Origin of the sequence: Pseudomonas zanjanensis (assembly GCF_014268745.2) — a bacterium.
Lineage (GTDB): Bacteria > Pseudomonadota > Gammaproteobacteria > Pseudomonadales > Pseudomonadaceae > Aquipseudomonas > Aquipseudomonas zanjanensis.
In genome coordinates this window covers 3,019,451-3,046,197 of the sequence record NZ_JABWRB020000001.1, presented here as the reverse complement: position 1 = coordinate 3,046,197, position 26,747 = coordinate 3,019,451, and the positions used below count along the sequence as shown (strand labels likewise).

Genomic DNA, 26,747 nt, shown 5'->3' with positions numbered 1-26,747 from the left:
TGTACGCCAGTTCTGGATTCACAACCAACCCCCTGTGGGAGCGGGCTTGCTCGCGATAGCGGTAGATCAGTCGATGAAGAAGTTGGATGTACTGCCGTCTTCGCGAGCAAGCCCGCTCCCACAGTTTGATCTTGGGTGTACGCCAATTCTGGATTCACAACCAAACCCCTGTGGGAGCGGGCTTGCTCGCGATAGCGGTAGGTCAGTCGCCTTCAATGCCGACTTATCCGACGCCTTCGCGAGCAAGCCCGCTCCCACAAGGAATCTGCGCTTTTATTCCTTGAGGAACGTCAGCAGATCCTGGTTCAACCGGTCCTTGTGGGTCTCGGTCAAGCCGTGCGGTGCGCCAGGGTAGACGATCAGTCGGGCGCCTTTGATCAGCGCCGCCGAGGCCCGGCCTGCAGCGTCGATTGGCACGATCTGATCGTCATCGCCATGGACGACCAGGGTCGGCACATCGAACTTCTTCAAATCGCCGCGGAAATCTGTCGCCGAGAAGGCCGCGATCGAGTCGTATGTATTTTTGCTGCCACCCTGCATGCCCTGCACCCAGAACGATTGGATCAGCCCCTGGGACGGCTTGGCGCCCTTGCGGTTGTAGCCGTAGAACGGGCCCGAGGCGATGTCCAGGTACAGCTGCGAGCGGTTCTCCAGGGACGCCTTGCGCAGGCCGTCGAACACTTCGATAGGCAAGCCACCAGGGTTGGTTTCTGTCTTGAGCATCAACGGTGGCACCGAAGAAACCAGCACGGCTTTTTTCACCCGGGCGGTACCGTGGCGACCGATATACCGCGCCACTTCACCGCCCCCCGTCGAGAAGCCCACCAGCGTCACGTTCTTGAGGTCCAGCGCTTCAATCACCGCCGCCAGGTCGTCGGCGTAATGGTCCATGTCGTTGCCTTCCCAAGGCTGGCTGGAGCGACCGTGACCGCGACGGTCGTGGGCAATCACCCGATAGCCTTTCGAGGCGAGGAACATCATCTGGCCTTCCCAGCTGTCGGAGTCCAGCGGCCAGCCGTGGCTGAACGTCACGACCTGGCCATCACGCGGGCCCCAGTCCTTGTAGTACAGCTGCACGCCATCCTGGGTGGTGATGTAGCTGGCGGACTGGACCACGCTGCCGACAGCAGACACGCTGGCAGCGGCCTGGACCGGCGACGCGGCTTCGGCGTTGAGGGTGGCCAAGGCCAGGGTCGCGACAGCCAGGGTGCGGTTGAAGGTGTTCATCGTGTCTCTCTCCATAAGGTCGGTTTGATCTGCGGCGATCGTCATCGATCGCGTTGGTGGGCAGATTAGAGAGAGAGGCCGATGACGAGAACGGCGTGGGCATCGATAGCAACTATGGGAAAATCGGATAGCTGCGTTGCGCTTCGGTTGCCATGGCTCGTTCGTGGCGAGGGAGCTTGCTCCCGCTGGGTGGCGAAGCCGCCCCAAACGGAGCGATGCGAGTCTTCCAGGTGTATTTCATTGGCCGATGTGCGACGGCTGCGCCGCCGAGCGGGAGCAAGCTCCCTCGCCACAATGTATTGTTCAAGCGCCCTGAAATCGCCCTCAACCAAACGAAGGCATCGGCCCCAACGAATTAAAGATCCACACGACCACCGCTACGGCCGCCAGCACCGCGACCACGATGCTGATAAGCACCCATTTAAGAATTTTCAGCCCTTTCGACGGAGCCCCCGGCGCGAGGGGCTCCACCGGGAACGTCATCTCCCCGGCGCATCGTGGGCAAACAGCGGTGTCGTCAAGGAGGAGGTACCCGCAGTGTTCACAGTTTGTCATGTCGTCGCTTCAAGGCTCAAAGGAGGGTAGCCCTCTATGGGCTTGTAAAAGCGGCCGAAAACACCGGGCGCCAGTCGCTTAATATTTGTAGACGATGCCCAGCCTGCCCATGATCTCCAAGGCATTGACCAGGCCCAGGCCATTCATGGGCAGGCAGGCGAAGGCCTGGTATTCATCGAAGTGCGTGCCGATGGCCAGCAACTTCAAATCATGGGTTTCCAGCTGCCCATTGAAGTAGTGCAGGAGCGTGCGTTCCCAATCGTCGGCGCGGTTGACCGCCTCGATGGTTTTACGCTCGGGCGTCGGAATTTCAATGCCCAGTTGCCGCAATGGGGCCAGGGCATTGACCGCATCGATGCCGCAGGACGACCATTCCTTCCATTCGAACCCGGCCAATTGATTGGCCTCGGTGAGCGCTGACTCGACTTGCGTCCAGGCCCAATCCCATTGCCCGGTAGGTGCCGGCAGGTTCTGAATGAGTACCTGTGCTTGAGCCTCGTCGAACAGGCTATCGAACAGGTCAGCCAGGGTATCGGCCAGGTCGGGCTGCGGCCCTTGCCCCTGGGTGTCCAGGTCGTGGCTCAAGCGCTGCCACAGGTTGCTCAGCTCGTCCCAATCCTCGTCATCCATGTCATCCTCGATCACCTGGGCCTTATGGCCGCGCAGGTAATTGTCCAGCCGCGTCTTGCGCACACGCACGCTGCCTTCGGCAAGATCGACATCATAGCTGCGGTAATCCAGGTAGGTGGTCTGGAACACGATGCGGTCGGGAAACACTTCATGGGCAAGGCTTTCCTCCACGTCGAAATACGCCGCGCCTTCGAAATCGCCATGGGCGCTGATGATGCGTTGCAACGACAGGGGATCGATTGGGTTCATGTGGGCTGGGTCACAAGGAGGAGGGCGAGAGGAGAGCGCCGCGTATCGGGTTCGCGCTGATCCTACACCAAGCTCCAGTGGCTGCTAAGGGGCGGAATGTGGACTGCGTCAACTGTCGGGCAAGTGTTTGGGTCTATGCTTACCTTGCCTTCGTGAATCAGGCCCACCCATGCACGAACACCGAACGGTCCACAGGGAGTACGCGTGAGACATTCGATACCGGCTGCAGCGTTGTTTTGCCTATTGCTCGGCACGGTTGCCAGGGCCGAGCAGTATCAAATCGTCACCGAAGAATGGGCTCCGTACAACTATCAGGAAAACAACCGGCTCACCGGCATGATCACCGAAATCGTCCGGGCCATCATGGCGCTGACCGGGGATGATTTCGAGCTGTTGCTGCAGCCCAGCATGCGCGCCAGCCAGATACTCAAGCACCGCCCCAAGACCATCATGTACTCCATGTTTCGCACGCCGGAGCGCGAATCGCAGTTCAAATGGGTAGGGCCGATCGTGGAAGAGTCCATCCACCCTTATCAACTGGCCAATACGCCTCCACTGGACACACTGGAACAACTCCTTAACGCCCCGCAGATCACCACGCGCCACGCCGGCCTGGTACCTCAAAGACTGCAATCACTGGGCTTCAACAACCTGGACAAAAGCGCCACCGAGAGCAAGCTGCTCTACCGCATGCTGCTTGCCGGTCGCACCCAGATCATTGTTGGCGACACTGATGCGGGCGTGGCTTATTACAGCCGCCAACTGAACATCGCCCCGGGCACCCTGCGACGGATTCCTATCGAACTGTATCGCTCATCGCTGTACATCGCTTTCAGCCCTGATAGTGACGATGAGGTGGTGGCGGCGTGGTCCCGGGCGTTGGAGCAGTTGCGGCGTTCGGGGGAATTGGAGCGGATTCAGCGGCGGTATGAGGGGGCGGTTGGGCGGTGAGGGAAATGGGGCTTTCCTCTAAGCGAAATAAAGCCGGGCAATAACCCTGTGGCGAGGGAGCTTGCTCCCGCTGGGTCGCGCAGCGGCCCTGTTTTTGGGGCTGTTTACAGCCCAGCGGGAGCAAGCTCCCTCGCCACGGCTTGTGTGTTTGTCAGGGGTAGGGGGATAGGCCTGTTTCCAGACAGGTAGAGCCTCCGTTCAGGCCGAAAGGGGGCGTTCCAAATGGCGCCCCTTTCTTCTAGAAACTGTACTTGGCCGTCAACATCATATTGCGCGGGCTACCGTAGGCATCACCGCCGTAGCTTGCGGAGTTGGCGATGGTCGAATAGTACCGACGGTCAAAGATGTTGTTGGCGTTGACCTGCAAATCCAGGTTCTCGTTGACCCGGTAGCCGGCCATCAGGTCCGTAACCGCGTAGCTGCCTTGTTTGAGCCGGTATTCACTGCCATTAGCCAATGGGATGTCGTTGTACATGCGGCTCTGCCAGGAGACGCTGCCACCCACGCGCAGTTTTTCCAGCGGGCCCTGGAGTTGGTAGCTGGTGGTCAGCTTGAACAGATGCTCCGGTGTATCGGTGTCGAACTGCTTGTTCACATTCTGTGGATTGGCCGCATCCTTGACGGTGTGGGTGCGCGCGTAGGTATAGCCACCGCCGACTTGCCAGTTTTCGGTCAAGGCGCCTTGCAATTCGAAGTCGATACCTTGGCTGCGAATCTCTCCGGACGCCTCATAACAGCTTGCCTGTGGGCAGTTTGCCGTGAACAGTTGCACCGCACGGTTTTCCTGATCGACGCGAAACAGCGCCACGCTCGCATTCAGCGCGCCACCAAAATATTCGCCCTTGATACCGACCTCGTAGTTCTTGCCAATGATCGGCTTGACCGGGGTACCCGAGGTGTCCTTTTCACGCTGCGGCGTGAAGATGTCGCTGTAGCTGACGTAGGCTGAGTGATGGTCGTCCAGGTCGTAGATCAAGCCAGCGTAACGGGTGACGTTTCGGGTGACCTTGTAGTCGGTGTCGCCGTCCCGGTTATCGTAGTCATACCAGTCCAGGCGCCCGCCGAGGATCAGCTTCAGCGGGTCGGCCAAGTTCAGGCGTGTGGTGAGGTAGACGCCATCTTGAGTGGTCACTTCGCGCTGGTCGTTGGTGTGGACGAAATTCGGTTTACCGGCATTGATCGGCCAGTTCATGTCGTACGGGCTGTAGTTGTGGGTGGTCATGTCGTAGATGCGCTTGCTGGCGCCCACCACCAGTTCATGGGTGCGCCCGAACGCCTCGAAGGGGCCACTGGCAAAGGCATCTACGCCGGCCTGGTTTTCATCGAAGTCGGCCTGGTAAACCGTGCGCGCCAATGTGTTGTTGACCCAGCGCGATTGGTAAGAACCGGAGAACAACGCGTTCTGTTCGGCGTAGTTGGCGTTGACCTGAAGGTTCCAGTCGTTGGCCAGGCGATGACGGACTTCGGCGAATACGGTGTTGATCTCCTGATCCTTGTTCTCCCAATCCGTACCTGGATTGTAGGAGCGCGGGAGGTCCAGGTGATGGCCGTCCTGGCCGATCATCGAAGAACCCCAGAAGTAATTGGTCTTGTCCTTCTGATGGGAAAACCCCAGGGTCAGGGTGGTGTCTTCGCTCAGGTCCGCTTCGGTGACCGCATAGAACAGGCCGTGATCCTCCTCGACATTGTCGATGAAGCTGTTGGCATCGCGGTAAGAGGTCACGACCCGGCCGCGCAATGTGCCACTGTCATTGAGCGGGCTGGAGGCATCGAGCTCGCCGCGGTAGTCGTCCCAACTGCCGGCGGCACCGGTCAGGGTCACTCTCTGCTCGGCCAATGGGCGCTTGCGGATCAGGTTGATGGCGGCCGAAGGGTTGCCTGCACCCGTCACCAGGCCGGTCGCACCGCGCACGACCTCGACTCGATCAAACATCGCCAAGTTAGGCTGGGCGCCGACGTTAACGCCATCGTAGCCACTCGGGATGCCGTCATACATCAGGTTGTCGATCTCAAAACCGCGCGCCTTGTAAGTCTGCCGGCCAGGACCGCCGGAAAAGTCCAGGAACAAACCGGGCGTCGCCTTGACCACGTCGTTGATACTGGTCATCACCTGGTCATCCATGCGCTGGCGCGTAATGACGGTGACGGCTTGTGGGGTTTCACGCATGGTCAGCGGGAGCTTGGTCGCGGTCGACATCGCGCCGGTGGTGTAGGACTCGGTGCCTTCCGTGGTGCTGCCCAGTTGACCGCTGCCGGAGACTTCGGTCGCGTCCAGTTCCAGGGTGGCGGGTGGGGTGGTGCTGTTGTCATCGGCGTAGGCGGGGGCCAGGGTGGTCAAGAAGATTGCGGGCAGGAGTGAAGTGACGCGGCGGGGTGGTGCGAGTCGACATGAGCAGGTCCTGATTTATTAATGCTTGTGAGAGTGATTCGCATTAAGTATTGCAGGATTTATCTGACGGATAAAGCTTGTAGAGGTTGGAGTAGGCGATGCGCAGGGGCTTGTAGCGGGCACATTCTGGAGCCGCGTGACCGGGCGGCGGTAAATCGCTTTTAAACAGGCGTTTATCTTGGGCGATGCTACTGTTACATCGCTACCTGCGGCGGGAGGCGACCGCTGACGGAAGACCTATATCGGACGTGAATTCTTCATTGGCCAGGAGGCTAGCACTATGTCAGCACAATCCCTCACGCACCTGCTTATCGATACCGATGTCGATTTCGACGACTACATGGCCATCTCGTATTTGCTGAAGCATCCTGCCGTCAAGGTCGAAGGCATCACCGTGACAGGGGTGGGCGCTGTTCACTTGAGTCACGGCGTTCAAAACATCAGCAACTTTCTCACCGTGTTCAATGACCCGGAGATCGAGCGCATCCCCGTTGTCGCTGGCTTTCAGCGGCCCATGGTGTACAGCAATACCTTTCCCTTCGAAACACGCCAGGCAGCGGATCAACATTACGACGCGTCGTTTCCGCGGACAAACCTGAATCCCACGCGAACAGACGCGATTGCTTTCCTAAGGGAAACATTGAAGAACGCCGATCATAAATTTACCGTATTGATGATCGGTGGCGGCACGACCTGGGGGCATTTGTTTCAGCAGGCTCAAACCGATAATGCATTACAAGACTTGTTGCGCAGCAAAATCGACCGCATCGTGATGATGGGAGGCAATTTGTTGCCGCAGTACGTCCAGCCCGGCGCGGGCGGCAATATTATTGATGCTCTGGGCAAGACGCCTTACTACACCAATCAAGTGGCCGAGTGGAACATCTTCCTGGATCCGCTTGCTACCCAATATGTTTTTGATAGCGGGATTCCAGTGCAATTGGTTGCGCTGAACGCTTGTAACCAGATACTCCTTACGCCGGATTTTCTGCGACAACTCTCCAGAATCAGCAACCCGGTTGCTCAATTCCTCACGCAGGTGTTGCAAAGCTCGACCATCGCCCCCGGTATCGGCGCTTATCTGTATTTTTGGGACCCGTTGGCGGCCATCGCGATAACCGACCCTCGGTTTATTCAATTTACCCGTTATGGCCTGCGGGTCGAGCAAGAGCTGAACGAAGAACAGGATACGAGCGGGCAGTTGATTCCGGATGACGCTGGCGCTCCGGTCGACGTTGCCCTGGGAACGTCACCAGGTTTCGTCTTGTCGCTTTACCTGAACACTATTGCCGGAAAGTCGGCCGAGGCCACGACATCGATAGCAGACTAGGTCGTCCAAGAACCTCCCTTCGTCTCGTAAAGTGGCAACCTGACTGAGCCGTGTCTATTGTCTCTGGCGACAGATAGCTATCGGAGGCATCGACATGACTCAGATCATTTCGCCCGCCGCTTCAGCTGTGCGGAACACGGGCATGGTCGCGACAACTTTATGGGGCTCGGACAAAATCGGCGGTATCGCGGTCGATCCGGACGGTACTCTCTGGCTTGGCGCTTATAGTCGCCTGGGGCTCGGCGGCGAAGAGGATTCAGGTTTCACCGGTAGCCTGGTCCGGTTCAATGCCGACGGCAGCCTGGACCGCAACTTCAGTGGAGACGGTAAATCCCTCCTCCCGGTGGCGCTCGATATCGAGGACGGCGGTAATGCGGCCGTGCAGCCGGGAGGCGGTTACCTGGTGACGCGCTACGTGAAAGTAGGCGATGCCTGGGTGTCGGGCATCAGTCGTAACTTGGCTGACGGCAGCCTCGATACGAGCTTCGGCAACGGCGGTACCGCGACAGTGCCTTTCTATTGGAATGAAGATCTGGGCCAGCAAGCGTCGTTCTCCGTGCAACGCGACGGCAGCTTTTTCGCAAGCGCTGGGTATGCCTCCGGGGAGATCTACATAGCCCGCTTCGACGCGACGGGGACCTTGGTCTCGTCTTTCGGCGAGTCTGGGGTCCTGCATCTGCCAGCGTCCGTCGGCATTCACCCCAGCCGCACGCTCGACGTTTCGCTGCAGGCAGACGGGAAGGTTTTGGTCACGGGGCAAGCGACCCTGACCCGCCTCAACCCGGACGGCACCCTGGACAGCAGCTTTGCAAACGGCGGCAGCCTGGCCCTGGATGTTCACGCAAACGCCCTTGTCATCCAGGATGACGGCAAAATCCTCCTGGCGGGCGCCTCGGGCGGTGTAGCGACCGTCATTCGACTCAACACCGACGGCTCACTCGACACCCAATTCGGTGATGGCGGTCAGGTACGTTGGGGCTCGGAAAGCGCTCCTTTCGCAGTCGCCGACATGATCGTGCTGGCCGACGGCAAGCTATTGATTGGTGGAAGCCAGGGCACGCGGGCGGACGGTTATCTGGCCGCCTTGGTTCAGTTGAACCCCGACGGCAGTCTGGACCACAGCTTTGGCAATCCCGACGACGGTTATCACCACCTTGACGGTGGCCGCAATGACGACTACTTGCTCGGTACCGCCTCGTTCGACGATGCGATCTCTGGCGGGGCCGGTAACGATCTGCTCGATGGCCAGCAAGGTCGTGACCTGCTGACGGGCGGCGCCGGGGCCGATACGTTCCGTTATGAGTCAGTCACCGACAGTTACCGAACCGCAACCGCTGCCCATAGCGACCGAATCACCGACTTCGACCCCAACACCGACACGATCGATCTCTCGTCCCTGGGCTTCCTCGGGCTGGGTAATGGACATGACGGAACCCTGGCAATACGCGTCAATGAAAGCGGGACGCGGACCTACCTCAAAAGTTTCGAGGTCAATGCGGATGGCGAACGTTTCGAATTGGTCTTCGACGGTAACTTGGGCCAAGCGCTGAATGAAACCAACATCCTGTTTCAGCAACCCAGGTTGACGGGCACCGAAGGGGCCGATCATCTACAAGGCAACGCCCGAGGCGAAATCATCGAAGGGCGCGCGGGCGATGATCGCCTGTATGGCGCGTTAGGGAATGATGTCCTGGTGGGTGGAGAGGGCCGGGACCTGTTGGCGGGTGGCGGCAACAACGATGTGTTCCGCTTCGACTTGCTGAGCGACAGCTACCGTACCGCCACCGAAAACCACACTGATCGCCTGATGGACTATACCGTGGGGGAAGACACGATTGATGTGTCCGCCTTGGGCTTTACTCGGTTGGGAAATGGTTACGACGGCACGTTGGACGTGGTTTTTAATGAAGCCAAGGACCTGACTTATTTGAAGAGCTATGAAACTGACGCGGATGGGGCTCGGTTCGAGTTGAGCTTGGTGGGGGATTATTCCGGGTATCGTAATTTGGATGTCGTGTTTGCCGAGCCGTTGGGGGAGGAGGCCGTTCAATTGATCGGAGTGGCTGATAACTTCTGGGTGTAAAACGCAAATCTGGAAAAGGGGAGCGGACTGTACTGCTCTATGATTTTCATGGAGGTTCGATGATAGAAGGTCCGCTTCTGCGGGGCTTGTCCGGTTAGATGAACTTGATCAGCAGCGTGGTGACGGTGGCCACCGTGCCGATCAAACCGGTGGCAACCGCGACTGGATACCAGAAAGTTTCGCGAGAGAGTGGGTCATCGATGGCTCGCAGGCGCGCTGGTCGTGTGTACCTTGGCCAGGCGCAGGCGCCAGTCGCCGCCATGCCGGAGGCGGCATTCTTCTTCGAAGTCGAAACTGACACAGCGGGCCATATGTACGCCGGCGTCGTTCAGGGCGACGGCGGTCAGCTCACGCCTGCGTTTGTCTGCCCCCGTTGAGAGGGCGTGTTCCTGGCTGGCGCGGCTGTCGAAAATCCAGATCACGCGCGGTGTGTCAGGCTAATTGAGTTGACGACATGGGTCTGCTGCGCAGCCCAACGGGAGCAAGCTCCCTCGCCACAAAGGCAATAGCTTGCACTTGATGAACTGACCCGCCACCGAACCGCTCTTGTGGCGAGGGAGCTTGCTCCCGCTGGGGCGCGAAGCGGCCCTGAAACCTGGCACCCTTGGCTTTGGGGAAAGGCGCGATAGTCGACGGTGTGGGTGAGCCAGGCGAAGCCAGGGATTTCAGTTTTGGCGGTTTCACAGGCTTCGGTCAGGGTGGCGATGAGACGACGCTCAATACGGGCGTCGTCATCGTTTCATGGTCCGGTCCATTCATTTCTGCACGCCGGTTGTTCCCAACGTCGAAGCAATAAGCTCGCGCAGCCACATATGGGCAGGATCGCGATGCAGTCGCTCGGGCCATAACATCAGCATTTCAAATCCGGGAATGGCGAGGGGAGGTGGCTGGACGTGAAGCGCTGGCTCATGTTTCACCAGGCTTTCCGGCACCACCGCAACCAAATCGCTGTGCACCAATGCTGAGACCAGCGAGTTGAAATTGGACACGGACAATACCACTCGCCGTTCCAGACCTTCAGCTGCCAGCGCGTGATCGGTACTGCCAACGAAGCCGGCGCCATCAGGTGACATGATGGCATGTTCAAGGGCGCAGAACGCTTTGAGCGACAGCTTGGTTGCCAGAGCGGGATGGCCGCGCCGCGCCGCCAGCACATAGCGTTCGTGAATCAAGGAGCGCTGACGCAACTTGGGCGGCGCTTCATCGCGGGTGTGCAGCGCCAGATCGATAAGGCCGTTCTCCAGATCCTTGGCATAGTCGCCAGTCGGTTTATTCATAAGCGCCAACCGCGTGTACGGGGCCAGGTGCCTGAGCTGCGAGAGCGACGGCCAGATCAAGGCAGTCGTCGCATAATCACTGGCAGCGATCTTCCACGTTTGATGGGACCGTCCGGGTTCAAAAGCGGCAACAGGACTCAGTGCGCTTTCCAGCGCGGCCAACGCGTCACGCAGGGGCCCCTGCAACTCGCGTGCTCGCTCGGTGGGCGACATCCCTCGGGGGCCAGGCAGCAAAAGCGGATCATCAAGCAGATCTCTCAGCCTGCCCAGTTGCAGGCTGACGGTCGGTTGCGCGAGATTGAGCAAGCGCGCCGCCCGCGTCACATTTTGCTCGGCCAACAAGGCATCTAATGTGACCAGCAAATTAAGATCCAGACGGCGCAAGCTATTGTGCATGCAAATACCATGTGTTTCGGGAATTCATTTCTATCATAGCGGATGCATGCTTACGCTGAGGGACAAACTCAACGCGGAGCCCTCATGAACATACTGCTGATCTACGCCCACCCCGAACCTCGTTCGCTCAATGGCGCGCTCAAGGATTTTGCGATCACTCATCTGGAAACAGCAGGCCACGAGGTCCAAGTCTCGGATCTCTACGGCATGGGGTGGAAAGCCTCCCTCGATCCGGACGACGCCCCAGGTTATGACGCAGAAACGCCTTTCAACCCGGCGCTTGAATCCCAGCGTGTATTTGCCGCTGGCAGCCAACCGGCGGACATCCAGGCAGAGCAGGCCAAATTGCTCTGGGCCGATGCCGTCATCTTTCAGTTTCCGCTGTGGTGGTTCTCGATGCCCGCGATTCTCAAGGGCTGGATCGAACGCGTCTACGCTTACGGGTTTGCCTATGGCGTCGGCGAACATAGCGAAAACCACTGGGGCGATCGCTACGGCGAAGGCAGCATGACAGGCAAGCGCGCCATGTTGGTGGTCACAATGGGCGGTTGGGAATCCCACTACAGTGGCCGAGGGGTGAACGGCGCGTTGGATGACCTGCTATTTCCTATCCAGCATGGGGTGCTTTTCTATCCTGGCTTCACGGTCATGCCGGCCTTCCCAATCTATAAAACCAGCAAGATGGACGCCGCCCGATTCCAATCCATTTGCACGGCTTATGCCGCTCGCTTGAATACGCTTTTCAGTGATCAACCCTTGCCATTTCGTCGCCAGAATCACGGTGATTACGAAATCCCGGCGTTGACGCTTAAGCCGCATCTTGCAGTTGGTCGTTGTGATCTTGGTATTCATATCGGTGACGGTGAGAGGGTTTGAGGTGAAACACGCATTGGAGAAAGTGGCCTAGCGCGCGACTTGGCGCGTAGCTGGAGGCTTGAGCCCAAGGGTGCTGGTAGCCGGGTTGTGCGCCTCAGGATTGATCATTCCTGGAGGTCAGAACGAGAAAGGGGACGGATTTAATTGCTTTTAAATATATCCGTCCCTTTTTGGTGGTAGGGGACCACTTCGGGTATCGTAATTTGGACATCGTCTTTGCCGAGCCGGGGGCCTGTCCGGTTAGATGAACTTGATCAGCAGCGTGGTGACAGTAGCCACCGTGCCGATCAAACCGGTGGCGACCGCGACTGGATACCAGAAAGTTTCGCGAGTCATTTTCCCGGCTTCGGCGTTGAGCTTCTTCGTCTCGGCCATCAGCTTAGCGATTTCGACGTGGACCTTTTCCAGCTCTGCGCCGCTCATATTGAATTCCTGCATGGTGTTCATCCTTTCGGGTCAAGTCGCGCTTTGTGCGCTGCCCTGAGATCCATGCGGTGACCTCTAAGGTACATATCGCAAGCTTTCCTGATCCCAGTATAACCATTCGAACTCTTGACGGTTCAATGCCGCGACCAATTGCGCGTCGCGCATCCTTCTCGCTATGCCAAGGCCAAGACCGGAGTTATCTCTTGCGGGACACGCCCGGCGATACGATGACAGCCCCAACAGCGTCGCCAGCTTGGCATCGGTGTTGTAGGTCGGAAAAATGCGCCTGAGGTGCCGGAAGTAGGCACCAATTAGATCCCGGTGCGGTGGCTCCCTTTCTTCTTGCCCGGTCAGCAGAAGGGGTCGCGAGTGCTGGCTTTCGTCCACCTCGGTTTGCCCTGGCAGTCTTTGTGCTTCCAAGTTGCATGGGAGATGTGCCACGCCCGCTTGCATAGCCGCTTCGAACACGAAAGCCTGTTTTTCTGTAATGCTCGGTAGATTGTCGCTCATAAACCAATTCCTTAAGCACCTGCGCGAGAAATCGGGGCCAGACCACGACTATCAAGGGGCGGTTAGGCGGTGATAGCTCTAGTATCTACGAAGCCTGCGGCGATTCCTTGGGGCTTATTTACGTCTTTTTCTTTTGCGATTTCAGCCAAAGCATGAATGAGGCTCTCGAAATTATCGGTTTTTATACTTTCAGCTAAATAAGTCGCTATAACGTCCGGGCTATCGAGAAAACGCGACGCCTCATAACGAGTAGTATTCGTAGTGTTGAGATTGAGGATAGGAATACCCTCAGGGTTGAATTTATCGCTCATGTCATTCACCTCTCCACATGTCCAGGATCGTGCGCCTTTCTTAATACCTGGCTTTGATCTGTTTTATCGCAACCGCTGACCGAGCCGAGGGTGAGAAAGGGCGCTTTTTAAACGCCCTAAGCTCCCTCAGCTTTCAACCTGCGCCTGAAGCCGCCGACCAATCACCTCCAGCAAATCACACCCATCCCGCAACGGAATCACCAAAAGCTGTGCAAAGTCCGAAAGCACCACCGTATCGCTGGTGATCTCAGAGCGAAACGCAATGTTCTCCAGCACCTGAGTCACCACACGGATGCGGTAATCAGCTGTGGCGTGTAGCACGTCAAGCGGGGCTTGGGTGTCGATGAGCAGGGAAGCGGGAGTGCAGTCGATGCCGGTGATGGGCGTGTATCTTTGCATGGGATTGCTCCAATTAATTCAAAGGGCTGATCCGATACGCAGGTCGCCAAACCTGATCACCCTATTCGGCGATGGGAATGACTATAGATTTCACCAGACACGACGGACAAGACACCAGCTTCCGATAGCCTTGTAGGAATCGCGACAGTTTTTTGCCAGAGATAACCGGGCAGACAGAGGCGCAGTCAAACCTGATCGACACTGGACAGCTGCCCGGCGGGGGATCTACCGTCGCGAGCGGCCTGGAGTCATCGAGCCAGGTGCTTTGATCAATAAAGGAGAGGGGACATGGAAAAATGGACGCTGCACTGGCTAGAGGCCTCGGGAAGTCTGGCCGAGCTTCGCCACGAGTTGGTTGATGAATTTGACGCCGCCTACGAAGCCATTGCTCGCCTAATGCCTCCACCGCGCCTCGATGTCCTGATTCAGCGGCTACCGGGCGAAACCATTCCGGAAAGGGGCCTGGTAGGACGGGCGTATCGCAGTTCCATGTTTACCATGACCCTTGATCCCGACAATCCGAATTTCTTTTCCAGCCTACGCACCGGCGCACTGCGTCGGCATGTTGTTCATGAGGTTCACCATTGCCTGCGCATGGGCGGCCCTGGTTATGGTTGGACGTTAGGCGAGGCGTTGGTCAGCGAAGGGCTTGCCGGTCAGTTTGTTCGGCATGTGCTTGGTAGCGATCCGGAGCCTTGGGAGCATGCCATCGCATCTGCCGATCTATTGCGCTCACCGGTTGGGCTGCAAACTCTTGAATCACGGTATTACGATCACAACGAGTGGTTCTTCGGTTTTGGCGACAAACCCAAATGGCTTGGTTACTCGTTGGGCTATCAAATGGTCGGGCGTTGGCTTGCATCGAGGGGCGAAACGGATATTTCGACCTGGGTCAACGCATCTGCAGCGGACATCATGGCTAGCGCGCTGGAGGAAGGTTTGGTGTTGGCTGAGTCCTGAACGCCTGCCGCAACCGTTCAATCACCTGGCTAATAGAAGGCCCTTGGATCGCGGGCGGCGTGGGGCTCTCACCAAACTCACGCCAGATGAACAACGTCAGCTCTGCGCCATCGGTCAATGTCTGGGCGTTTTCTTGAGCCCCAAAGGTCTCCAGCAACCTGTACCGCGCATCTTTCCAGAACAGTGCCTCGACCCAGTCGTACACCGGGATGAAATGGAAGTGGATGGGGTAGCGGGGATCGTGGCCGAAGCGGCTGATGTAAAGCCATTTGGGGTTCAGTTGTGTTTCAACGACGCTCTGGATGTTTGCCATCAGGCCACCCAGTTCCGCGAGTGCGGGTTCGGGCAGTTGCGCCAGTGAATTAACGTGATGCTTGGACCCGAGCATGAGGTAGCCGGGCAGGGCGGATGCCAGGTGGTGGTTGACTAGCCAGTGGGTGGTTTCGTGGAGGATGAAGTGTGGGGCTAATTTCAAAGCTGACTCCCTGTTAATTTGAAATCTTCGTTTATCAGGATGATCGGGTATTGGGGCTGCTTCGCAGCCCAGCGGGAGCAAGCTCCCTCGCCACAAGGGGCAGTGCTGCAACTAGCTTTCGAACTCCGTTTGCAGCATTGTCAAAAACGCCTCTCTGGCAGGATGCCGGCCAGCGTTTTCATGCCAGTAGAAAAGGTTATCGATGCCCGTCAGCTCGGGAAACTCATAGCCTGTCCAACCAGCGCCCTGGCGATATTGCTCGTAGATTCCCCGGGGCACCAGCGAGACGCCGGCACCGGCGCTGACACAGCCAACAATGGCGCCATAACTGGCGATGCTGATGATCGGTTGCACTTGGTCATGACGCAGCAGCCACTGCTCCAGCGCCAAGCGGTACGGACAGCCTGTGGGCCACATGAAGATCGCCTTGCCTTGCAGATCGGCGGCGCTGCGCAGCGGGCCGTGGGACTCGGAGGCGATGAGCACCAGGTCTTCGCGGTACATCACCGCTCGCTTGAGTCCAGGCCCTTCGATGTCTACCGCTACGATCACGCCATCGAGCCGGTGATGCTGGATATCGTCCAGCAACTGCGCCCAGGTGCCGGTGCTCAGTTCCAGTGACACTTGCGGATACTGCGCGTGGTATTTGGCGAGCAGTTGGGGCAGGCGCCCGGTGGCGCTGGACTCGATTGCGCCGATACGCAGTGGGCCACTCGGGGCGCGGGTGGGGGCGACTGCGCGGCGGGCTTCTTCTGTCAGGCTCAGTATTTTTGTCGCGTATTCCAGAAACACTTCGCCCGCCGGGCTGACCCGCAGCCCGCGACCTTCGCGGAAAAACAGCGGCGTGCCGAGTTCCCGTTCCAGGGCCTTCAGACGTGCGGTGATGTTGGACGGCACGCAGTGCAGCACTTCGGCGGCGCGGGCGATGCTGCCGGTTTCGCAGACTGTCTTGAGCATGCGCAGTTGGGACAGTTCCATAGCTCACCAAAAGTGAATGGTGGACTGAGTTTAAGTCACTTGTGCTGAGGTGGGGTGGTTTCGATACTTCGAGGCAAATCGGCCAGTGAGCAGGAACTCTAGATGGAAACGCGTTTTGCGCGGGTTGAAGGTTCCTCCAGCAAAACCGGTGTGAAGGTTATCCTGGCAACGCTGTTGGTGATTATTTGCTGGGCCTATTCGCCGATTGGTATCCGCATTGGCTTGCACGCTTATGAGCCGGGTCAATTGGCGTTGGTGCGGTTTCTCATCGCTTCCGTGTTCATGGGCTTCGTGGCGATGGTGAAGGGTATTTCCTGGCCGCGTCTCAGGGATTTGCCGTTGCTGGCGGTGTTGGGTTTCTTTGCCGTCAGCTTGCACCACATCGCCCTCAATTACGGCCAGCGGGGCGTCAGCGCCGGGGCGGCCAGTGTGCTGGCCCAGTCCACGCCGTTGTTCAGCACGTTGCTGGCGCATTTTGTCTTCAAGGACAGGGTCAGTGGTTGGCAATGGGCGTGTGTGTTGTGCGGCTTGCTTGGCGCAGGCGTGGTCGTCGCGGGGGATCGTGGCTTGGGTGACATGGACGCTCATGGGCTATTGATCCTGTTGGCGGCGCTGTCCTGGAGTGTGTATTTCGCTTTGCAGAAGCGCCATGCCCATCGTTATGACGGTTTGACCGTGGTTTGCTACACCGTTTGGTCGGGCACGATCCTGTTGTTCATTTTTGCGCCGGGGGTGTTGAGCGCGGCGCGACAGGCATCGGCTTCGGTGAATCTGGCGGTGTTGGTTCTGGGTATTTTTCCCAGCGCGCTGGCGTACCTTGCTTGGGCTTATGTGTTGGCGCACAGCAACGTGAGCCGCGCTTCCATGGCGCTTTACCTGATACCGCCCACGGCGATGTTGATGGCTTCTTTGGTGCTGGCTGAGCGCCCGTCAATGATGGTTATTGTGGGGGCGGTGATTGTGTTGATGAGCGTGTTGGCGTTGAGGATTGAGCCGGGGAGTGGGGCAAAAGTCGGTTGATGCTGTTGTGGGTGTAGGCAATGACGTTGGGTGGGGAATCACGAAACGCCGTCCTACAGACAGGCGACCGCTTTGGGATAAATCACAGAAGTCTCTGACAACTTATTAGGGTTGGCCTTCGGAAGTACCGGCCTTACGATCTGGATTGACTCAATGCTCAGCGTGGTATCCGGCGCGCTCAGCTTGGCTTTATATCGTGAGGACAGATCGATGCCTGAAACTCCCTACGCCAAGGCTTTGGAACACGCCGCCAATGTTTTCGGCAGCCAGCGGTTGGCTGAAGACTGGTTGAGCAAACCCTGTACATACCTGGACGGTCAGGTGCCATTGGAACTGATCGATAACGCGCAGGGTTTCAAGTTAGTTGAGGATTACCTGACCCGGGTGGAGCTTGGGGTGTATCAATGAATCCTTTGTTCTGCTGCGTGTTTTTTGGGGCTGCTGCGCAGCCCAGCGGGAGCAAGCTCCCTCGCCACAGGGTGTGTTATGGCTACAACTTTTTCCATCCTCGTCCATCGGTCGTGCGGTAGGTTCCCCCAGTGGTGGCGGGCCCTTGAAAACGAGCTCAGGTGGCGCGTCGAGCAGGGCGGTGTTTAGCGGGTCTGGCTCTGAGCCGTACTCGCAAGCCGTTAGCGTGCACATGGCGAGAGCCAGGCACGTTTGCCAAACACCCTGCGGCATTATTTCTTGACCGGGTAATCCTCCCCCCATATCCGCACCGTTCTGACCGCCTCGTTCATGCCTTCGAACACGAACTTCTGGCGCACGGCGGTCTTCGGCGGGATGGTGACTTCGTCCGGGTTGTCCAGGCCGGTGAGGCGGTTGGAGTAGCCCGCCTGGTCAATGGCCAGCAGCACGCCGGTCTGGCCGAGGTTGACCACGCGCAGTTGGGTGTCGGTGCTGTTCTTGAAACCGAGGGTAATGCTGACGTTTTCGTCGCTGGGTTCGAACTTCAACACTTCGACGGCGATGCGGTCTTTCATTTGCTCGCCGGAGGAAATGATCGCGGCGCCATCGGTGCCTTGGGCTGATTCGCGGCCATCGAGCACGCCTTCACTGACGCCGCCCAACAGGTTCTTGCCGGCGGTAATGAACGTTGAAACGGCGGCCTTGGTCGAGTCCTTGATGAGGCTGCCGTCGGTTGGCTCGCCTTCGGCAAAGCACAAGGAGCTGAGCAGGAGACTGGAGACGAAGAGGGTGGTGCGTGACGGCAGAAAAGTCATACCTGGATCCTTGAGGGTGGCCTGCGACATCGCCTGTCAGAAGGGCGAGCGGCAATCATAGCCGTGATCGAGGACCGTTAGCGATTTACCTGCTTGAGTTTTCGGTCGTGCGCGGCGGCCCGGTCCCAGGTTAATTGCATTGAGCGAGCCCTGTGCTGGCCTGGGGGGCGTCTGATCCGTACTTTCCTGCCTCAGGTGCCTCTGTAACGCGCCCAGTCGCCACCCCAGAATAACCACGCGGTTGGCCTAGCGGACGGCCCGTGTACTGCAATTTCTTGATTCAGGAGTGCTCATGGCGAAGATGGCGATTTTTTTAGGTGGGTTTTTGGCACTGACGCTTTTGATCGGCGTACTGGCGACGATTTCGCCGGTATAGGCAAGGTGGTTGGCGCTTTTTCCTGGCGACGACGTGACGATTTCATTGAACACTGCGGTGCCCATAACGACTAATCCCCAACAGGCCACTTGATTTGCGCAAGGGATCAAGCGGCGAGTTTGACCTGGCGCGGCTCCATCACTCATGCGCAGCCGCAGGATTTCAAGGGTGGGGCGATGATTGAGGGTTTCGAGGCGTTTTTCACGGGGTACATGATTCTAGGTATTTCACTGGCTAGCTGGATCTTTGCATGTTGTGCAGCTGTGCTCAGCTACGTGCTTGCAAAAACCGCGATCCGGTTTGTGTTCAGGAGAATCCAGGCGAGGGCGAAGGCGGGCGATGGTCATCTCAGCTACATTGCCAGCCAAGTGCTCTCAGCGACCAGTAACACGCTGCTGTTATTGGCGTCGATTCTGGTGGGGATAGGCATCCTTGATTTGCCTGAACGTTGGCTCAGTCGCGTCAGCAGCCTTTGGTTCGTGGTGGCGGCGTTGCAGGTCGGCTTTTGGACGAACCGAGCGTTGGCGCTGTTGCTGCATCGCTATTTCTCGGTCCATGGTGCGAACGGGACATTCCAGGCAAGTGCCTTGGCGACCCTGAGCCTCTGGGGCGCAAGGGTGCTCCTGTGGGCGGTGATCCTCCTCGCGATGCTCTCGAACGTTGGCGTTAACATCACGGCCTTCGTGGCGAGCCTTGGTGTGGGTGGTATCGCCGTGGCACTGGCGGTGCAGAATATTCTTGGCGATGTGTTCGCCTCGCTGTCGATCGCCGTTGACAAGCCATTCGAGGTGGGCGATTTCATCGTGGTGGGTTCGCTTGCCGGTACGGTGGAGCACGTTGGCCTGAAAACCACCCGGATACGAAGCCTGGGGGGCGAGCAGATTGTCATGGCCAACGCCGATATGATCGGCAGCACCATCCAGAACTACAAGCGGCTGCAGGAGCGTCGGATCGTCTTCGAGTTTCGCCTGACTTATGAATGTTCCACCGAACAGATCAGGCAGATCACGCAACGGGTTGAAGCGATCATCAGGAATGAAGACAAAGCCCGGTTCGACCGGTGTCACTTCAGAAGTTTTGGCGAGAGCGCCCTGGAATTCGAGACGGTGTATATCGTTCTGGACGCCAGTTACAACGTCTACATGGACGTCCAGCAACGGATCAATCTGGCGATAATGGAAGCGGTTGCAGAACTCGACACGCAGTTTGCTTTCCCGTCACGCATGGTCCATGTCGCGTCATTGCCCGACTCTGCGGCACTGCGCCCGGTCACACAGCGTTCGTCGCGTGCCGGGCATGCTTGATTCACTCCCTGGCTATCGATGCAAGATCACCTGCGCAATCTCCTGTAACCCCATCACCCGTTGCGCGGCATTGAGCTTGATCGCTTCCTTGGGCATGCCGAAGACCACGCAGCTGGCTTCGTCCTGGGCCACGGTGCTGGCGCCGGCGTCGAGCATTTCCTTCAGGCCGCGGGCGCCGTCGTCGCCCATGCCGGTCATGATGATGCCGGTGGCGTTGCGGCCGGCGAACTTGGCCACGGAGCGGAACAACACGTCCACCGAGGGCCGATGGCGGTTGACCAGCGGGCCGTCCACCACTTGCACGTGATAGAACGCCCCGCTGCGAGTCACCATCATGTGTTTGCCGCCCGGTGCGATGAGCGCCAGGCCCGGGTGGATACGGTCGTTGTTGCGGGCTTCGCGCACTTCGATCTGGCACAGGCTGTTGAGCCGGGCCGCGAACGAAGCGGTGAATTTTTCCGGCATGTGCTGGACGATGACGATGCCCGGGCTCACACGCGGCAGGGCGGTGAGCACCGCTTCCAGGGCCTGGGTGCCACCGGTGGAGGTGCCCAGGGCGACGATGCGTTCGGTGGTCTGGGCCATGGCGTGGCCGTTGGCGGCGGGCAGCATGGCGTCTGCCGTGAGTTTGGTCGCTGGCGTCAACGCCGCCGGGGCCGGGCGCTTGCCCAGGTTGCGCACGTTGACCTGGGCCGCGGCGCGGATCGCCGAGACCAGTTCCGGCGCCGACTCCAACAGAAAGTTCTTCAGCCCGGTGGTGGGCTTGGTGATGATTTCCACCGCGCCAGCCGCCATCGCTTGCAAGGTGGTTTCCGCGCCCCGGGGCGTCAGGGACGAGCAGATCACCACGGGCGTGGGCCGCTCGCTCATGATTTTCTTCAGGAAGGTGATGCCGTCCATGCGCGGCATTTCCACGTCCAGCACGATCACGTCGGGCCATTCCTTGGCCAGTTTGTCCATGGCGAAAATCGGGTCGGACGCCGCGCCCATGACGTGGATGTCCGGCGTGTCGCTGAGGATCGCCAGCAACACCTGGCGAACCACGGCAGAGTCATCCACCAGCAGTACATTGATCTTTTTTGACATGGTCAGTGCCGGGTCCTTATGGGTTGGTGCCTGACCCACACATCGCCACTGCACAGGTCGAAGATAATGCTGCGGTGGCCGGTGCTGCCCATGTCTTGGGCGATCAGGTCGAGGCGATAGAGGGCGGCCATTTCCAGCGCGGCGTTGACGTTCAGCCGCGCCACATCGCCGTAGGGCACGTGGCGTTGCAGCTCGGGGAACATCTCGCCGCCGCCGAACAGCTTGAGTTGGTAGTCTTCGGGGTCGGTGCGATGGGCCCTGGCCTGGCGGATGAACAATTCGATGGCTTCGTCGGCGTAGAGGCCGTTCAGTGCGGTGGAGCAGCGCACCCGACTGGGCAGCATGAAATGGCACATGCCGCCGATTTTGCGTTCCGGATGCCACAGCGTGATCGCCACGCAAGAACCGAGGATCGTGCGCAGGCGGGTCGGGCAGGTGGCGAAGCGAAATTCCCCGGGCGCCAGGTACACCTCGGCCACATCCCTGATGGCGGCGCTCATGGTTTGCGGTAGATCGAGGGCGCCACCAGTTTCAATGCATCGGACACGCCGTTGAGGCTTTCCGAGTGGCTGATGATGAAATAGCCGCCGGGCTTGAGCCGGGGGAGCAGGCGGGCAACCACCTTGCTTTTGGTGGGCTGGTCGAAATAGATCATGACGTTGCGCAGGAAGATCACGTCGAACTCCCCCAACTCCGGCAAGGTGTCGTTGAGGTTGACCTGGATGAAGTTGACCCGGCTGCGCAACGCCCGGTCGATGAGGAACGTGCCTTGCTGGCTGCCGGTGCCCTTGAGGCAGTATTTCACCAGCAGCGGCTGGGGCAGGGTGCGGGCGCGTTCCATCGGGTAATGCCCGGAGCGCGCCTTGGCCAGCACCTGGCTGCTGATGTCCGAACCGATGACTTCCCAAGGCGTGGTGCCGAGCCCTTCGGCGAGGGTCATGGCCAGGCTGTAGGGTTCTTCCCCCGATGAGCTGGCCGCGCTCCACAGGCGGAAGGTCTTACCGGGCGTGGCGTGGGGCAGTACGTGTTGGCGCAGGAAGTCGAAATGCTTGGGCTCGCGGAAAAAATAGGTCTCGTTGGTCGTCAGCAGGTCCAGCGCCACCTGCAGTTCATCGGTGCGCTGGCCGTTCATGATCAGCTTGAAATACTCGCCGTAGCTGTCCAGCCCATAGTGCTTGAGGCGCTTGAACAAACGCCCGGCCACCAGGGCTTTCTTGGCCTCGGACAGGCTGATGCCGGCGGCTTGGTACAGCCAGGACTGGAACTGGCCGAACTCTCGGTCGGTGAGCGCCTGTGCGTTCAGCGTGCGTTCCTTGCAGGTATCGGCGTTCACGGGGCATCCACTTCCAGCGCGTTCGGGCTGGCTTCGGCGAGTTGGGACATTTCGTCGATGGACAGCACGCGGTCCACCTCCAGCACGATGACGAACTTGCCATCGACCTTGGCCATGCCACTGATGAAGTCGGCACGAATCTTCGCACCGAAGCTCGGTGGCGGCTCGATCTGCGAGGCCGGGATTTCCAGCACCGCCGACACCGTGTCCACCAGCAAGCCGATGTCCTGGGCGAGGCCGTCGGCGCTGGACGCTTCGATGATCACCACGCACGAACGCCGGCTGATCGCCGAATTCGGCCGGCCGAAACGGGCCGACAAATCCACCACCGGCACCACCGCGCCCCGCAGGTTGATCACCCCGCGCACGAAGGCCGGCATCATCGGCACCACGGTGAGGTTGCCGTACTCGATGATTTCCTTGATGCACAGGATGCCGATGGCAAACATCTCCGTGCCCAGCATGAACGTCAGGTATTGCGCTTCTTCCTCGACCGCGAGGGCGGTTTGACGTGTGGTCGCGATGGCGCCCATTGCCTTTTCTCCTTTAAGCAAACCTGTGGAACCGGGCCATCAGAACCGGGTGAAGTCCGATTCGTTGAGCTCGTGGGCCGTGTTGTAGGCATACACCGGGGGCTTGACCGGAGCAGGTGCCCGCGCCGGTTTGCGGCTGGACGGACCTGGGGTGTTATCGACCCTGGCAACTTGCACGGCAGACTTGGGCGGCGTGTCCAAGGTGAAGAAACTCATGGCCTGTTGCAGTTGCTCGGCCTGGCTGCTCATTTCCTCGGCGGTGGCGGCCAGTTCTTCGCTGCTGGAGGCGTTCTGCTGGGTCACCTGGTTGAGCTGGGTCATGGCGGTGTTGATCTGCGCCACGCCGGCGGCCTGTTCTTCGGAGGCGGCGCTGATTTCTTGCACCAGGTCCGAAGTCTTGTTGATGGAGGGGACCATCTCGTTGAGCAGGTTCCCGGCTTTTTCTGCCATGTCGACGCTGCTGGAGGACAGCTCGCCGATTTCCTGGGCGGCCACCTGGCTGCGTTCGGCCAGCTTGCGTACTTCGGCGGCGACCACCGCGAAGCCTTTGCCATGCTCGCCGGCACGGGCTGCTTCGATGGCGGCGTTGAGCGCCAACAGGTTGGTCTGGTAGGCGATGTCGTCGATGATGCTGATGCGCTGGGCGATTTTTTTCATCGCCACCACGGTCTGCTGCACCGACTCGCCGCCGTCGGTGGCTTCCTTGGCGGCCTTGCTGGCCATGCCGTCGGTGACCTTGGCGTTCTCGGTGTTCTGGTTGATGCTGGCGCTCATCTGTTCGATGGAGGCACTGGTTTCCTCGACGCTGGCGGCCTGTTCGCTGGTGGCCTGGCTCATCGACTGTGCGGTGGCGCTGACTTCTTCGGAGGCGCTGGCCAGGTTGTCCGCGGCGTTACGCACTTCGCCGATGATGTGCGAGAGCTTGCCGACCATGTTCTGCATGGCGTTGAGCACCATGCCGGTTTCGTCCTTGGAGCCGCCTTCGATTTTTGCGTTCAGGTTGCCTTCGGCCAATTGTTCGGCGACAACCGCCGCCTGTTTCAAAGGACGGGAGATGATGCGCGAGATGAACAGTGCCAGGCCCACGCCCACCAGCAGGGCGGCAACCAGCACGGCGATGATCGACAAGCGTGCGTTTTCATACAGCTTGGTGCCGTGTGCACTGGCGACATCAGCGCCAGCCGCGTTGAGCTCGACCATTTTTTGCAGGTCGCCGGTCACCAGGTCGAACCGACGCTTGGACTCGCCCTTGAGCATCGCATTGGCCTGCTCGGTCAGGTTCTGCCGCGACAATGCGAGCAGGTCTTTGCTGATCGCCAGATAGGCGGCCCAGTCGTTGCGGGTGGTGTCGAATACCTGCCGATCTTCAGCGCTGGAGAGCAGTTTTTCGTAAGTGTCCAGGCGCGTGTCGAAGGCTTTCCTGGCTTCCTCGGCTTCTTGCTCGAGGGTGACGCGCTCTTGCTCGGAATCGGCGGCAATGTGGCGATTTTCCTTGAGGCGATAGCTCGCCGCGTAGAAACGCATGCCCGAGGCGGCGCGCATGGACGGCATCCAGTTTTCGCGGATGTCGAGGGCGGTGTGGTTCACCTGGCCCAGTTGAATGATCGAGAACACCCCCATGACGGCGGTCAGCGCCAGCACCACAAGAAATGAAGTGATCAGTTTGGTGGCGATTCTAAGGTCGTAGAACCATTTCATTGGGAAGTACCTCTCCATGGAATTGCTAAAGCGTCAGCGAGCGTTGGCTTGTTGTAATTGAGTCGGGTTGAAGCGGTTTTCGGCCTGGGCGATCTGCGTGAGCAGGGCCGGTACGTCGAGTATCAACGCCACGGCGCCACTGCCCAGGATGGTCGAGCCACTGATGCCGCGAAGGGCGCCAAACAGTTTGCCCAGCGGCTTGATCACGGTCTGGAATTCACCGAGCAAGTCATCCACCACCAGCCCGGCCTTGAGTTCGGCGTAGCGCACCACCACCACGTTCTGCCGACGCGCGGGCGGGCCTTCATGGTTGAAGTGATCGCGCAGGTAGACCAGGGGCAGCACCTCGCCACGCAGGTCGAGGTAGCCTTGTTCGCGGCTGGCGAGCCCATCGTCTTCGCTCAGTTCGATGCATTCCTGGACCATGTCCAGCGGAATGACATAGGTCGACTGACCGATGCCCACCAGGAATCCATTGATGATCGCCAGGGTCAGCGGCAGGCGGATGCGCACCACGGTGCCCTTGCCGGTTTGGCTGTCGAGGTCGACGGTGCCGCGCAGCAGGGTGATGTTGCGCTTGACCACGTCCATGCCCACGCCACGCCCCGACAGGTTGGTGACGGCCTGGGCGGTGGAGAAGCCGGGTTCGAAAATCAGGTTGTAGATCTCCTGGTCGGTGGGGCTGGCACCCTGGGGCACCAGGCCACGTTCCTGGGCTTTTTCCAGGATCCTGTCGCGGTTCAGGCCGGCGCCGTCGTCGGCGATTTCCAGCACGATGCTGCCGGAGTCGTGGTAGGCGTTGAGGTGCAGGTGCCCCTTGGCCGGTTTGCCGGCGGCCAGGCGGGCCTCGGCGGTTTCAATGCCGTGGTCCATGGCGTTGCGCAGCAGGTGCATGAGTGGGTCGCCGATTTTTTCCACCACGGTCTTGTCCAGCTCGGTCTCGGCGCCGCTGATGATCAGGTCGATGTCCTTGCCCAGCTCCTGGCTGACATCGCGCACCACCCGACGGAAGCGATTGAAGGTTTCGCCGATGGGGATCATGCGCAGGCGCAGGGCGCCGTCGAGGATTTCTTCCACCAGCCCGGAGACTGACGAAGTGGCTTCCTGCAACGGGTCGTTGTGGCAGGTGCGGGCCAGCAGGCTCGCACCGGCGCTGGCGATGACCAGTTCGCCCACCAGGTTGATCAACTCGTCGAGCTTGTCGGCATTGACCCGCACGTAGGTGCCGTCCTTGCCCTTGCTGTCGCTGGTCACCGGTTGTTTGTCGGTGGCGATCTGGGCGGGCATGCGCGGCGTCTTGCGCTGGTCGCCGAGCAATTCGCCGGTGGCGACTAACGCGGTGTTTTCCTCGGGCGGCTCCGGCGAGGTCGTGACCAGGCCAGTGTTTCCCTGTGGCGCGGCGGCGTCATCGATGGCAACGATGTCGATTTCGCAGTCTTCCCGGACGAAGTCGAACACTTCGTTGATCGCGCCGTGACTCGCGGCCGAGCGAAACGCGATGTCGAAGCCCAGGTAGCAGGATTCGGCGTCCCAGGCTTCGGCGGCGGGCAGGGCGTCGGTCAGGGTGGCGATGTCGACGATTTCACCCAGGGTTTGCAGGTAGCGCAGGAACGACAGCGGGTCCATGCCGTTGCGGAACACGTCCTGGCCGAAGCGCAGGGAGATGTGCCAGAGACGCGTTTCGCCGGGTTCGCTGGGGTTGGTTTCAGGGGCTGGTGTCGGGGCCGCGGCGGGCGAGGGCGCCTGGTACTCCTGCAGGATCTGGCACAGCTCCACTTCCCGTTGCAGGGCCGGCGGCGGCAGCGTTCCGCCCTGGTTGGCGGCCACGTTGATCAGTTCCAGCATGTGGTCGCTGGACTTGAGCAGCACCGCGATCAGGCCGGCGTCCACCTCGACGCTGCCGTTGCGCAGGCGATCGAGCACGTCTTCGACGATGTGGGTGAAACTGACGATCGGTTCCAGGCCGAACAGCCCGGCCGAGCCCTTGATCGTGTGGGCCGCCCGGAAGATCGCGCCAATGGCGTCATCGTCGCCGGGGTCGGTTTCCAGTTGCAGCAGCGACTCTTCCATCGCTTGCAACTGTTCCCGTGCCTCGACGATGAAGGTCTGTTGTGCCTGATCGAGATTGATGCTCACGCTCATATCCTTTGTC

Annotated in this window: 26 protein-coding genes and 1 pseudogene; 8 read left to right on the top strand and 19 right to left on the bottom strand. The window is 59.6% G+C overall.

Features of this window, described 5'->3' with window-relative positions; all coding sequences use genetic code 11:
- Positions 1-273: 273 nt before the first annotated feature.
- Together HU715_RS12710 and HU715_RS12705 are read right to left on the bottom strand one after the other, a co-directional pair.
- A complete protein-coding gene (locus tag HU715_RS12710) occupies positions 274-1,227 on the bottom strand; it encodes an alpha/beta fold hydrolase (RefSeq protein ID WP_186710733.1) in 954 nt (317 codons plus the stop codon).
- Between the two features lie 633 nt (positions 1,228-1,860).
- Entirely contained in the window at positions 1,861-2,661 is an 801-nt protein-coding gene (locus HU715_RS12705) for a DUF6630 family protein (protein WP_186710735.1), read from the bottom strand.
- A gap of 204 nt (positions 2,662-2,865) precedes the next feature.
- On the opposite strand from HU715_RS12705, the gene HU715_RS12700 reads away from it, so the two are divergent.
- Positions 2,866-3,612: a substrate-binding periplasmic protein gene (locus HU715_RS12700; protein ID WP_186710737.1), complete on the top strand. Its 747-nt coding sequence runs from the start codon at positions 2,866-2,868 to the stop codon at positions 3,610-3,612.
- A gap of 238 nt (positions 3,613-3,850) precedes the next feature.
- Here HU715_RS12700 and HU715_RS12695 read toward each other — a convergent pair whose 3' ends face one another.
- Complete coding sequence (locus HU715_RS12695) at positions 3,851-5,950, bottom strand: TonB-dependent siderophore receptor (protein ID WP_186709247.1); 2,100 nt, start codon at positions 5,948-5,950, stop codon at positions 3,851-3,853.
- Positions 5,951-6,281: 331 nt separating this feature from the next.
- Between HU715_RS12695 and HU715_RS12690 the strand changes: the two genes are divergently transcribed.
- Both HU715_RS12690 and HU715_RS12685 read left to right on the top strand, forming a co-directional pair.
- The gene (locus HU715_RS12690) at positions 6,282-7,331 is read left to right on the top strand and encodes a nucleoside hydrolase (RefSeq protein WP_186709249.1); all 1,050 of its coding nucleotides are present in this window, start codon (positions 6,282-6,284) and stop codon (positions 7,329-7,331) included.
- Positions 7,332-7,425: 94 nt separating this feature from the next.
- Positions 7,426-9,414, top strand: a complete 1,989-nt coding sequence (locus tag HU715_RS12685; protein WP_186709250.1) for a M10 family metallopeptidase C-terminal domain-containing protein — start codon at positions 7,426-7,428, stop codon at positions 9,412-9,414.
- Positions 9,415-9,608: 194 nt separating this feature from the next.
- On the opposite strand, the pseudogene HU715_RS12680 reads toward HU715_RS12685, so the two are convergent.
- Positions 9,609-9,839, bottom strand: a pseudogene (locus HU715_RS12680) (hypothetical protein); the annotation flags it as partial.
- A gap of 330 nt (positions 9,840-10,169) precedes the next feature.
- Positions 10,170-11,087, bottom strand: a complete 918-nt coding sequence (locus HU715_RS12675; RefSeq protein WP_186709251.1) for a LysR family transcriptional regulator — start codon at positions 11,085-11,087, stop codon at positions 10,170-10,172.
- A gap of 84 nt (positions 11,088-11,171) precedes the next feature.
- On the opposite strand from HU715_RS12675, the gene HU715_RS12670 reads away from it, so the two are divergent.
- Complete coding sequence (locus tag HU715_RS12670) at positions 11,172-11,963, top strand: NAD(P)H-dependent oxidoreductase (protein WP_186709252.1); 792 nt, start codon at positions 11,172-11,174, stop codon at positions 11,961-11,963.
- A gap of 240 nt (positions 11,964-12,203) precedes the next feature.
- Here the strand turns inward: HU715_RS12670 and HU715_RS12665 are convergent, their stop codons facing one another.
- The 4 genes from HU715_RS12665 to HU715_RS12650 form a co-directional block, all read right to left on the bottom strand.
- The gene (locus HU715_RS12665; RefSeq protein WP_186709347.1) at positions 12,204-12,386 is read right to left on the bottom strand and encodes a hypothetical protein; all 183 of its coding nucleotides are present in this window, start codon (positions 12,384-12,386) and stop codon (positions 12,204-12,206) included.
- A gap of 78 nt (positions 12,387-12,464) precedes the next feature.
- Positions 12,465-12,899, bottom strand: coding sequence for a hypothetical protein (locus HU715_RS12660; RefSeq protein WP_225917593.1), 435 nt, complete (start codon positions 12,897-12,899; stop codon positions 12,465-12,467).
- A 62-nt stretch (positions 12,900-12,961) separates the two neighbouring features.
- The gene (locus HU715_RS12655; protein ID WP_225917592.1) at positions 12,962-13,210 is read right to left on the bottom strand and encodes a hypothetical protein; all 249 of its coding nucleotides are present in this window, start codon (positions 13,208-13,210) and stop codon (positions 12,962-12,964) included.
- 126 nt (positions 13,211-13,336) lie between these two features.
- Positions 13,337-13,609 (bottom strand): hypothetical protein, encoded by a 273-nt coding sequence (locus HU715_RS12650; protein ID WP_018601122.1) that lies wholly within the window; start codon positions 13,607-13,609, stop codon positions 13,337-13,339.
- Between the two features lie 288 nt (positions 13,610-13,897).
- On the opposite strand from HU715_RS12650, the gene HU715_RS12645 reads away from it, so the two are divergent.
- Complete coding sequence (locus HU715_RS12645; RefSeq protein WP_186709253.1) at positions 13,898-14,569, top strand: DUF2268 domain-containing putative Zn-dependent protease; 672 nt, start codon at positions 13,898-13,900, stop codon at positions 14,567-14,569.
- On the opposite strand, the gene HU715_RS12640 is transcribed toward HU715_RS12645, so the two are convergent.
- Together HU715_RS12640 and HU715_RS12635 are read right to left on the bottom strand one after the other, a co-directional pair.
- A complete protein-coding gene (locus tag HU715_RS12640) occupies positions 14,529-15,044 on the bottom strand; it encodes an HIT family protein (protein WP_186709254.1) in 516 nt (171 codons plus the stop codon). The genes HU715_RS12645 and HU715_RS12640 overlap by 41 nt on opposite strands.
- Before the next feature lie 111 nt (positions 15,045-15,155).
- Complete coding sequence (locus HU715_RS12635; RefSeq protein WP_186709255.1) at positions 15,156-16,022, bottom strand: LysR family transcriptional regulator; 867 nt, start codon at positions 16,020-16,022, stop codon at positions 15,156-15,158.
- A gap of 102 nt (positions 16,023-16,124) precedes the next feature.
- Between HU715_RS12635 and HU715_RS12630 the strand changes: the two genes are divergently transcribed.
- Both HU715_RS12630 and HU715_RS12625 read left to right on the top strand, forming a co-directional pair.
- Positions 16,125-17,042 carry a DMT family transporter gene (locus tag HU715_RS12630; protein ID WP_186709256.1) on the top strand — a complete coding sequence of 306 codons (918 nt, stop codon included), beginning with the start codon at positions 16,125-16,127 and terminating at the stop codon, positions 17,040-17,042.
- Between the two features lie 210 nt (positions 17,043-17,252).
- The gene (locus tag HU715_RS12625; protein WP_186709258.1) at positions 17,253-17,450 is read left to right on the top strand and encodes an antitoxin Xre/MbcA/ParS toxin-binding domain-containing protein; all 198 of its coding nucleotides are present in this window, start codon (positions 17,253-17,255) and stop codon (positions 17,448-17,450) included.
- A 272-nt stretch (positions 17,451-17,722) separates the two neighbouring features.
- On the opposite strand, the gene HU715_RS12620 is transcribed toward HU715_RS12625, so the two are convergent.
- A complete protein-coding gene (locus tag HU715_RS12620; protein ID WP_186709260.1) occupies positions 17,723-18,265 on the bottom strand; it encodes a hypothetical protein in 543 nt (180 codons plus the stop codon).
- A gap of 246 nt (positions 18,266-18,511) precedes the next feature.
- Complete coding sequence (locus HU715_RS12615; RefSeq protein ID WP_186709262.1) at positions 18,512-18,706, bottom strand: hypothetical protein; 195 nt, start codon at positions 18,704-18,706, stop codon at positions 18,512-18,514.
- Positions 18,707-18,817: 111 nt separating this feature from the next.
- On the opposite strand from HU715_RS12615, the gene HU715_RS12610 reads away from it, so the two are divergent.
- Positions 18,818-19,945 (top strand): mechanosensitive ion channel family protein, encoded by a 1,128-nt coding sequence (locus HU715_RS12610; protein ID WP_186709348.1) that lies wholly within the window; start codon positions 18,818-18,820, stop codon positions 19,943-19,945.
- A gap of 12 nt (positions 19,946-19,957) precedes the next feature.
- On the opposite strand, the gene HU715_RS12605 is transcribed toward HU715_RS12610, so the two are convergent.
- Genes HU715_RS12605 through HU715_RS12580 form a run of 6 tightly spaced genes read right to left on the bottom strand, consistent with a single transcriptional unit; the run spans position 19,958 to position 26,731 of the window.
- The gene (locus HU715_RS12605; RefSeq protein ID WP_186709264.1) at positions 19,958-21,031 is read right to left on the bottom strand and encodes a protein-glutamate methylesterase/protein-glutamine glutaminase; all 1,074 of its coding nucleotides are present in this window, start codon (positions 21,029-21,031) and stop codon (positions 19,958-19,960) included.
- Between the two features lie 2 nt (positions 21,032-21,033).
- Entirely contained in the window at positions 21,034-21,531 is a 498-nt protein-coding gene (cheD, locus tag HU715_RS12600) for a chemoreceptor glutamine deamidase CheD (RefSeq protein ID WP_186709266.1), read from the bottom strand.
- The gene (locus HU715_RS12595) at positions 21,528-22,364 is read right to left on the bottom strand and encodes a CheR family methyltransferase (protein ID WP_186709268.1); all 837 of its coding nucleotides are present in this window, start codon (positions 22,362-22,364) and stop codon (positions 21,528-21,530) included. The genes cheD and HU715_RS12595 overlap by 4 nt, the downstream gene beginning before the upstream one ends.
- On the bottom strand, positions 22,361-22,897 hold the full coding sequence (locus HU715_RS12590) for a chemotaxis protein CheW (RefSeq protein WP_186709271.1): 537 nt from the start codon (positions 22,895-22,897) through the stop codon (positions 22,361-22,363). The genes HU715_RS12595 and HU715_RS12590 overlap by 4 nt, the downstream gene beginning before the upstream one ends.
- A 39-nt stretch (positions 22,898-22,936) precedes the next feature.
- Positions 22,937-24,595, bottom strand: coding sequence for a methyl-accepting chemotaxis protein (locus HU715_RS12585; RefSeq protein WP_186709272.1), 1,659 nt, complete (start codon positions 24,593-24,595; stop codon positions 22,937-22,939).
- A gap of 33 nt (positions 24,596-24,628) precedes the next feature.
- A complete protein-coding gene (locus tag HU715_RS12580) occupies positions 24,629-26,731 on the bottom strand; it encodes a chemotaxis protein CheA (RefSeq protein ID WP_186709273.1) in 2,103 nt (700 codons plus the stop codon).
- Positions 26,732-26,747 lie beyond the last annotated feature (16 nt).

Bases quoted from the DNA above. Each gene is read 5' to 3' on its own strand.
- HU715_RS12630 (WP_186709256.1), top strand. From the start codon at position 16,125: ATGGAAACGCGTTTTGCGCGGGTTGAAGGTTCCTCCAGCAAAACCGGT.
- HU715_RS12650 (WP_018601122.1), bottom strand. From the start codon at position 13,609: ATGCAAAGATACACGCCCATCACCGGCATCGACTGCACTCCCGCTTCC.
- HU715_RS12675 (WP_186709251.1), bottom strand. From the start codon at position 11,087: ATGCACAATAGCTTGCGCCGTCTGGATCTTAATTTGCTGGTCACATTA.
- HU715_RS12705 (WP_186710735.1), bottom strand. From the start codon at position 2,661: ATGAACCCAATCGATCCCCTGTCGTTGCAACGCATCATCAGCGCCCAT.
- HU715_RS12665 (WP_186709347.1), bottom strand. From the start codon at position 12,386: ATGAGCGGCGCAGAGCTGGAAAAGGTCCACGTCGAAATCGCTAAGCTG.
- HU715_RS12635 (WP_186709255.1), bottom strand. From the start codon at position 16,022: ATGGAACTGTCCCAACTGCGCATGCTCAAGACAGTCTGCGAAACCGGC.
- HU715_RS12710 (WP_186710733.1), bottom strand. From the start codon at position 1,227: ATGAACACCTTCAACCGCACCCTGGCTGTCGCGACCCTGGCCTTGGCC.
- HU715_RS12605 (WP_186709264.1), bottom strand. From the start codon at position 21,031: ATGTCAAAAAAGATCAATGTACTGCTGGTGGATGACTCTGCCGTGGTT.
- HU715_RS12690 (WP_186709249.1), top strand. From the start codon at position 6,282: ATGTCAGCACAATCCCTCACGCACCTGCTTATCGATACCGATGTCGAT.
- HU715_RS12645 (WP_186709253.1), top strand. From the start codon at position 13,898: ATGGAAAAATGGACGCTGCACTGGCTAGAGGCCTCGGGAAGTCTGGCC.
- HU715_RS12585 (WP_186709272.1), bottom strand. From the start codon at position 24,595: ATGAAATGGTTCTACGACCTTAGAATCGCCACCAAACTGATCACTTCA.
- HU715_RS12590 (WP_186709271.1), bottom strand. From the start codon at position 22,897: ATGGGCGCCATCGCGACCACACGTCAAACCGCCCTCGCGGTCGAGGAA.
- HU715_RS12660 (WP_225917593.1), bottom strand. From the start codon at position 12,899: ATGAGCGACAATCTACCGAGCATTACAGAAAAACAGGCTTTCGTGTTC.
- HU715_RS12615 (WP_186709262.1), bottom strand. From the start codon at position 18,706: ATGGGCACCGCAGTGTTCAATGAAATCGTCACGTCGTCGCCAGGAAAA.
- HU715_RS12685 (WP_186709250.1), top strand. From the start codon at position 7,426: ATGACTCAGATCATTTCGCCCGCCGCTTCAGCTGTGCGGAACACGGGC.
- HU715_RS12620 (WP_186709260.1), bottom strand. From the start codon at position 18,265: ATGACTTTTCTGCCGTCACGCACCACCCTCTTCGTCTCCAGTCTCCTG.
- HU715_RS12625 (WP_186709258.1), top strand. From the start codon at position 17,253: ATGCCTGAAACTCCCTACGCCAAGGCTTTGGAACACGCCGCCAATGTT.
- HU715_RS12610 (WP_186709348.1), top strand. From the start codon at position 18,818: ATGATTGAGGGTTTCGAGGCGTTTTTCACGGGGTACATGATTCTAGGT.
- HU715_RS12670 (WP_186709252.1), top strand. From the start codon at position 11,172: ATGAACATACTGCTGATCTACGCCCACCCCGAACCTCGTTCGCTCAAT.
- cheD (WP_186709266.1), bottom strand. From the start codon at position 21,531: ATGAGCGCCGCCATCAGGGATGTGGCCGAGGTGTACCTGGCGCCCGGG.
- HU715_RS12655 (WP_225917592.1), bottom strand. From the start codon at position 13,210: ATGAGCGATAAATTCAACCCTGAGGGTATTCCTATCCTCAATCTCAAC.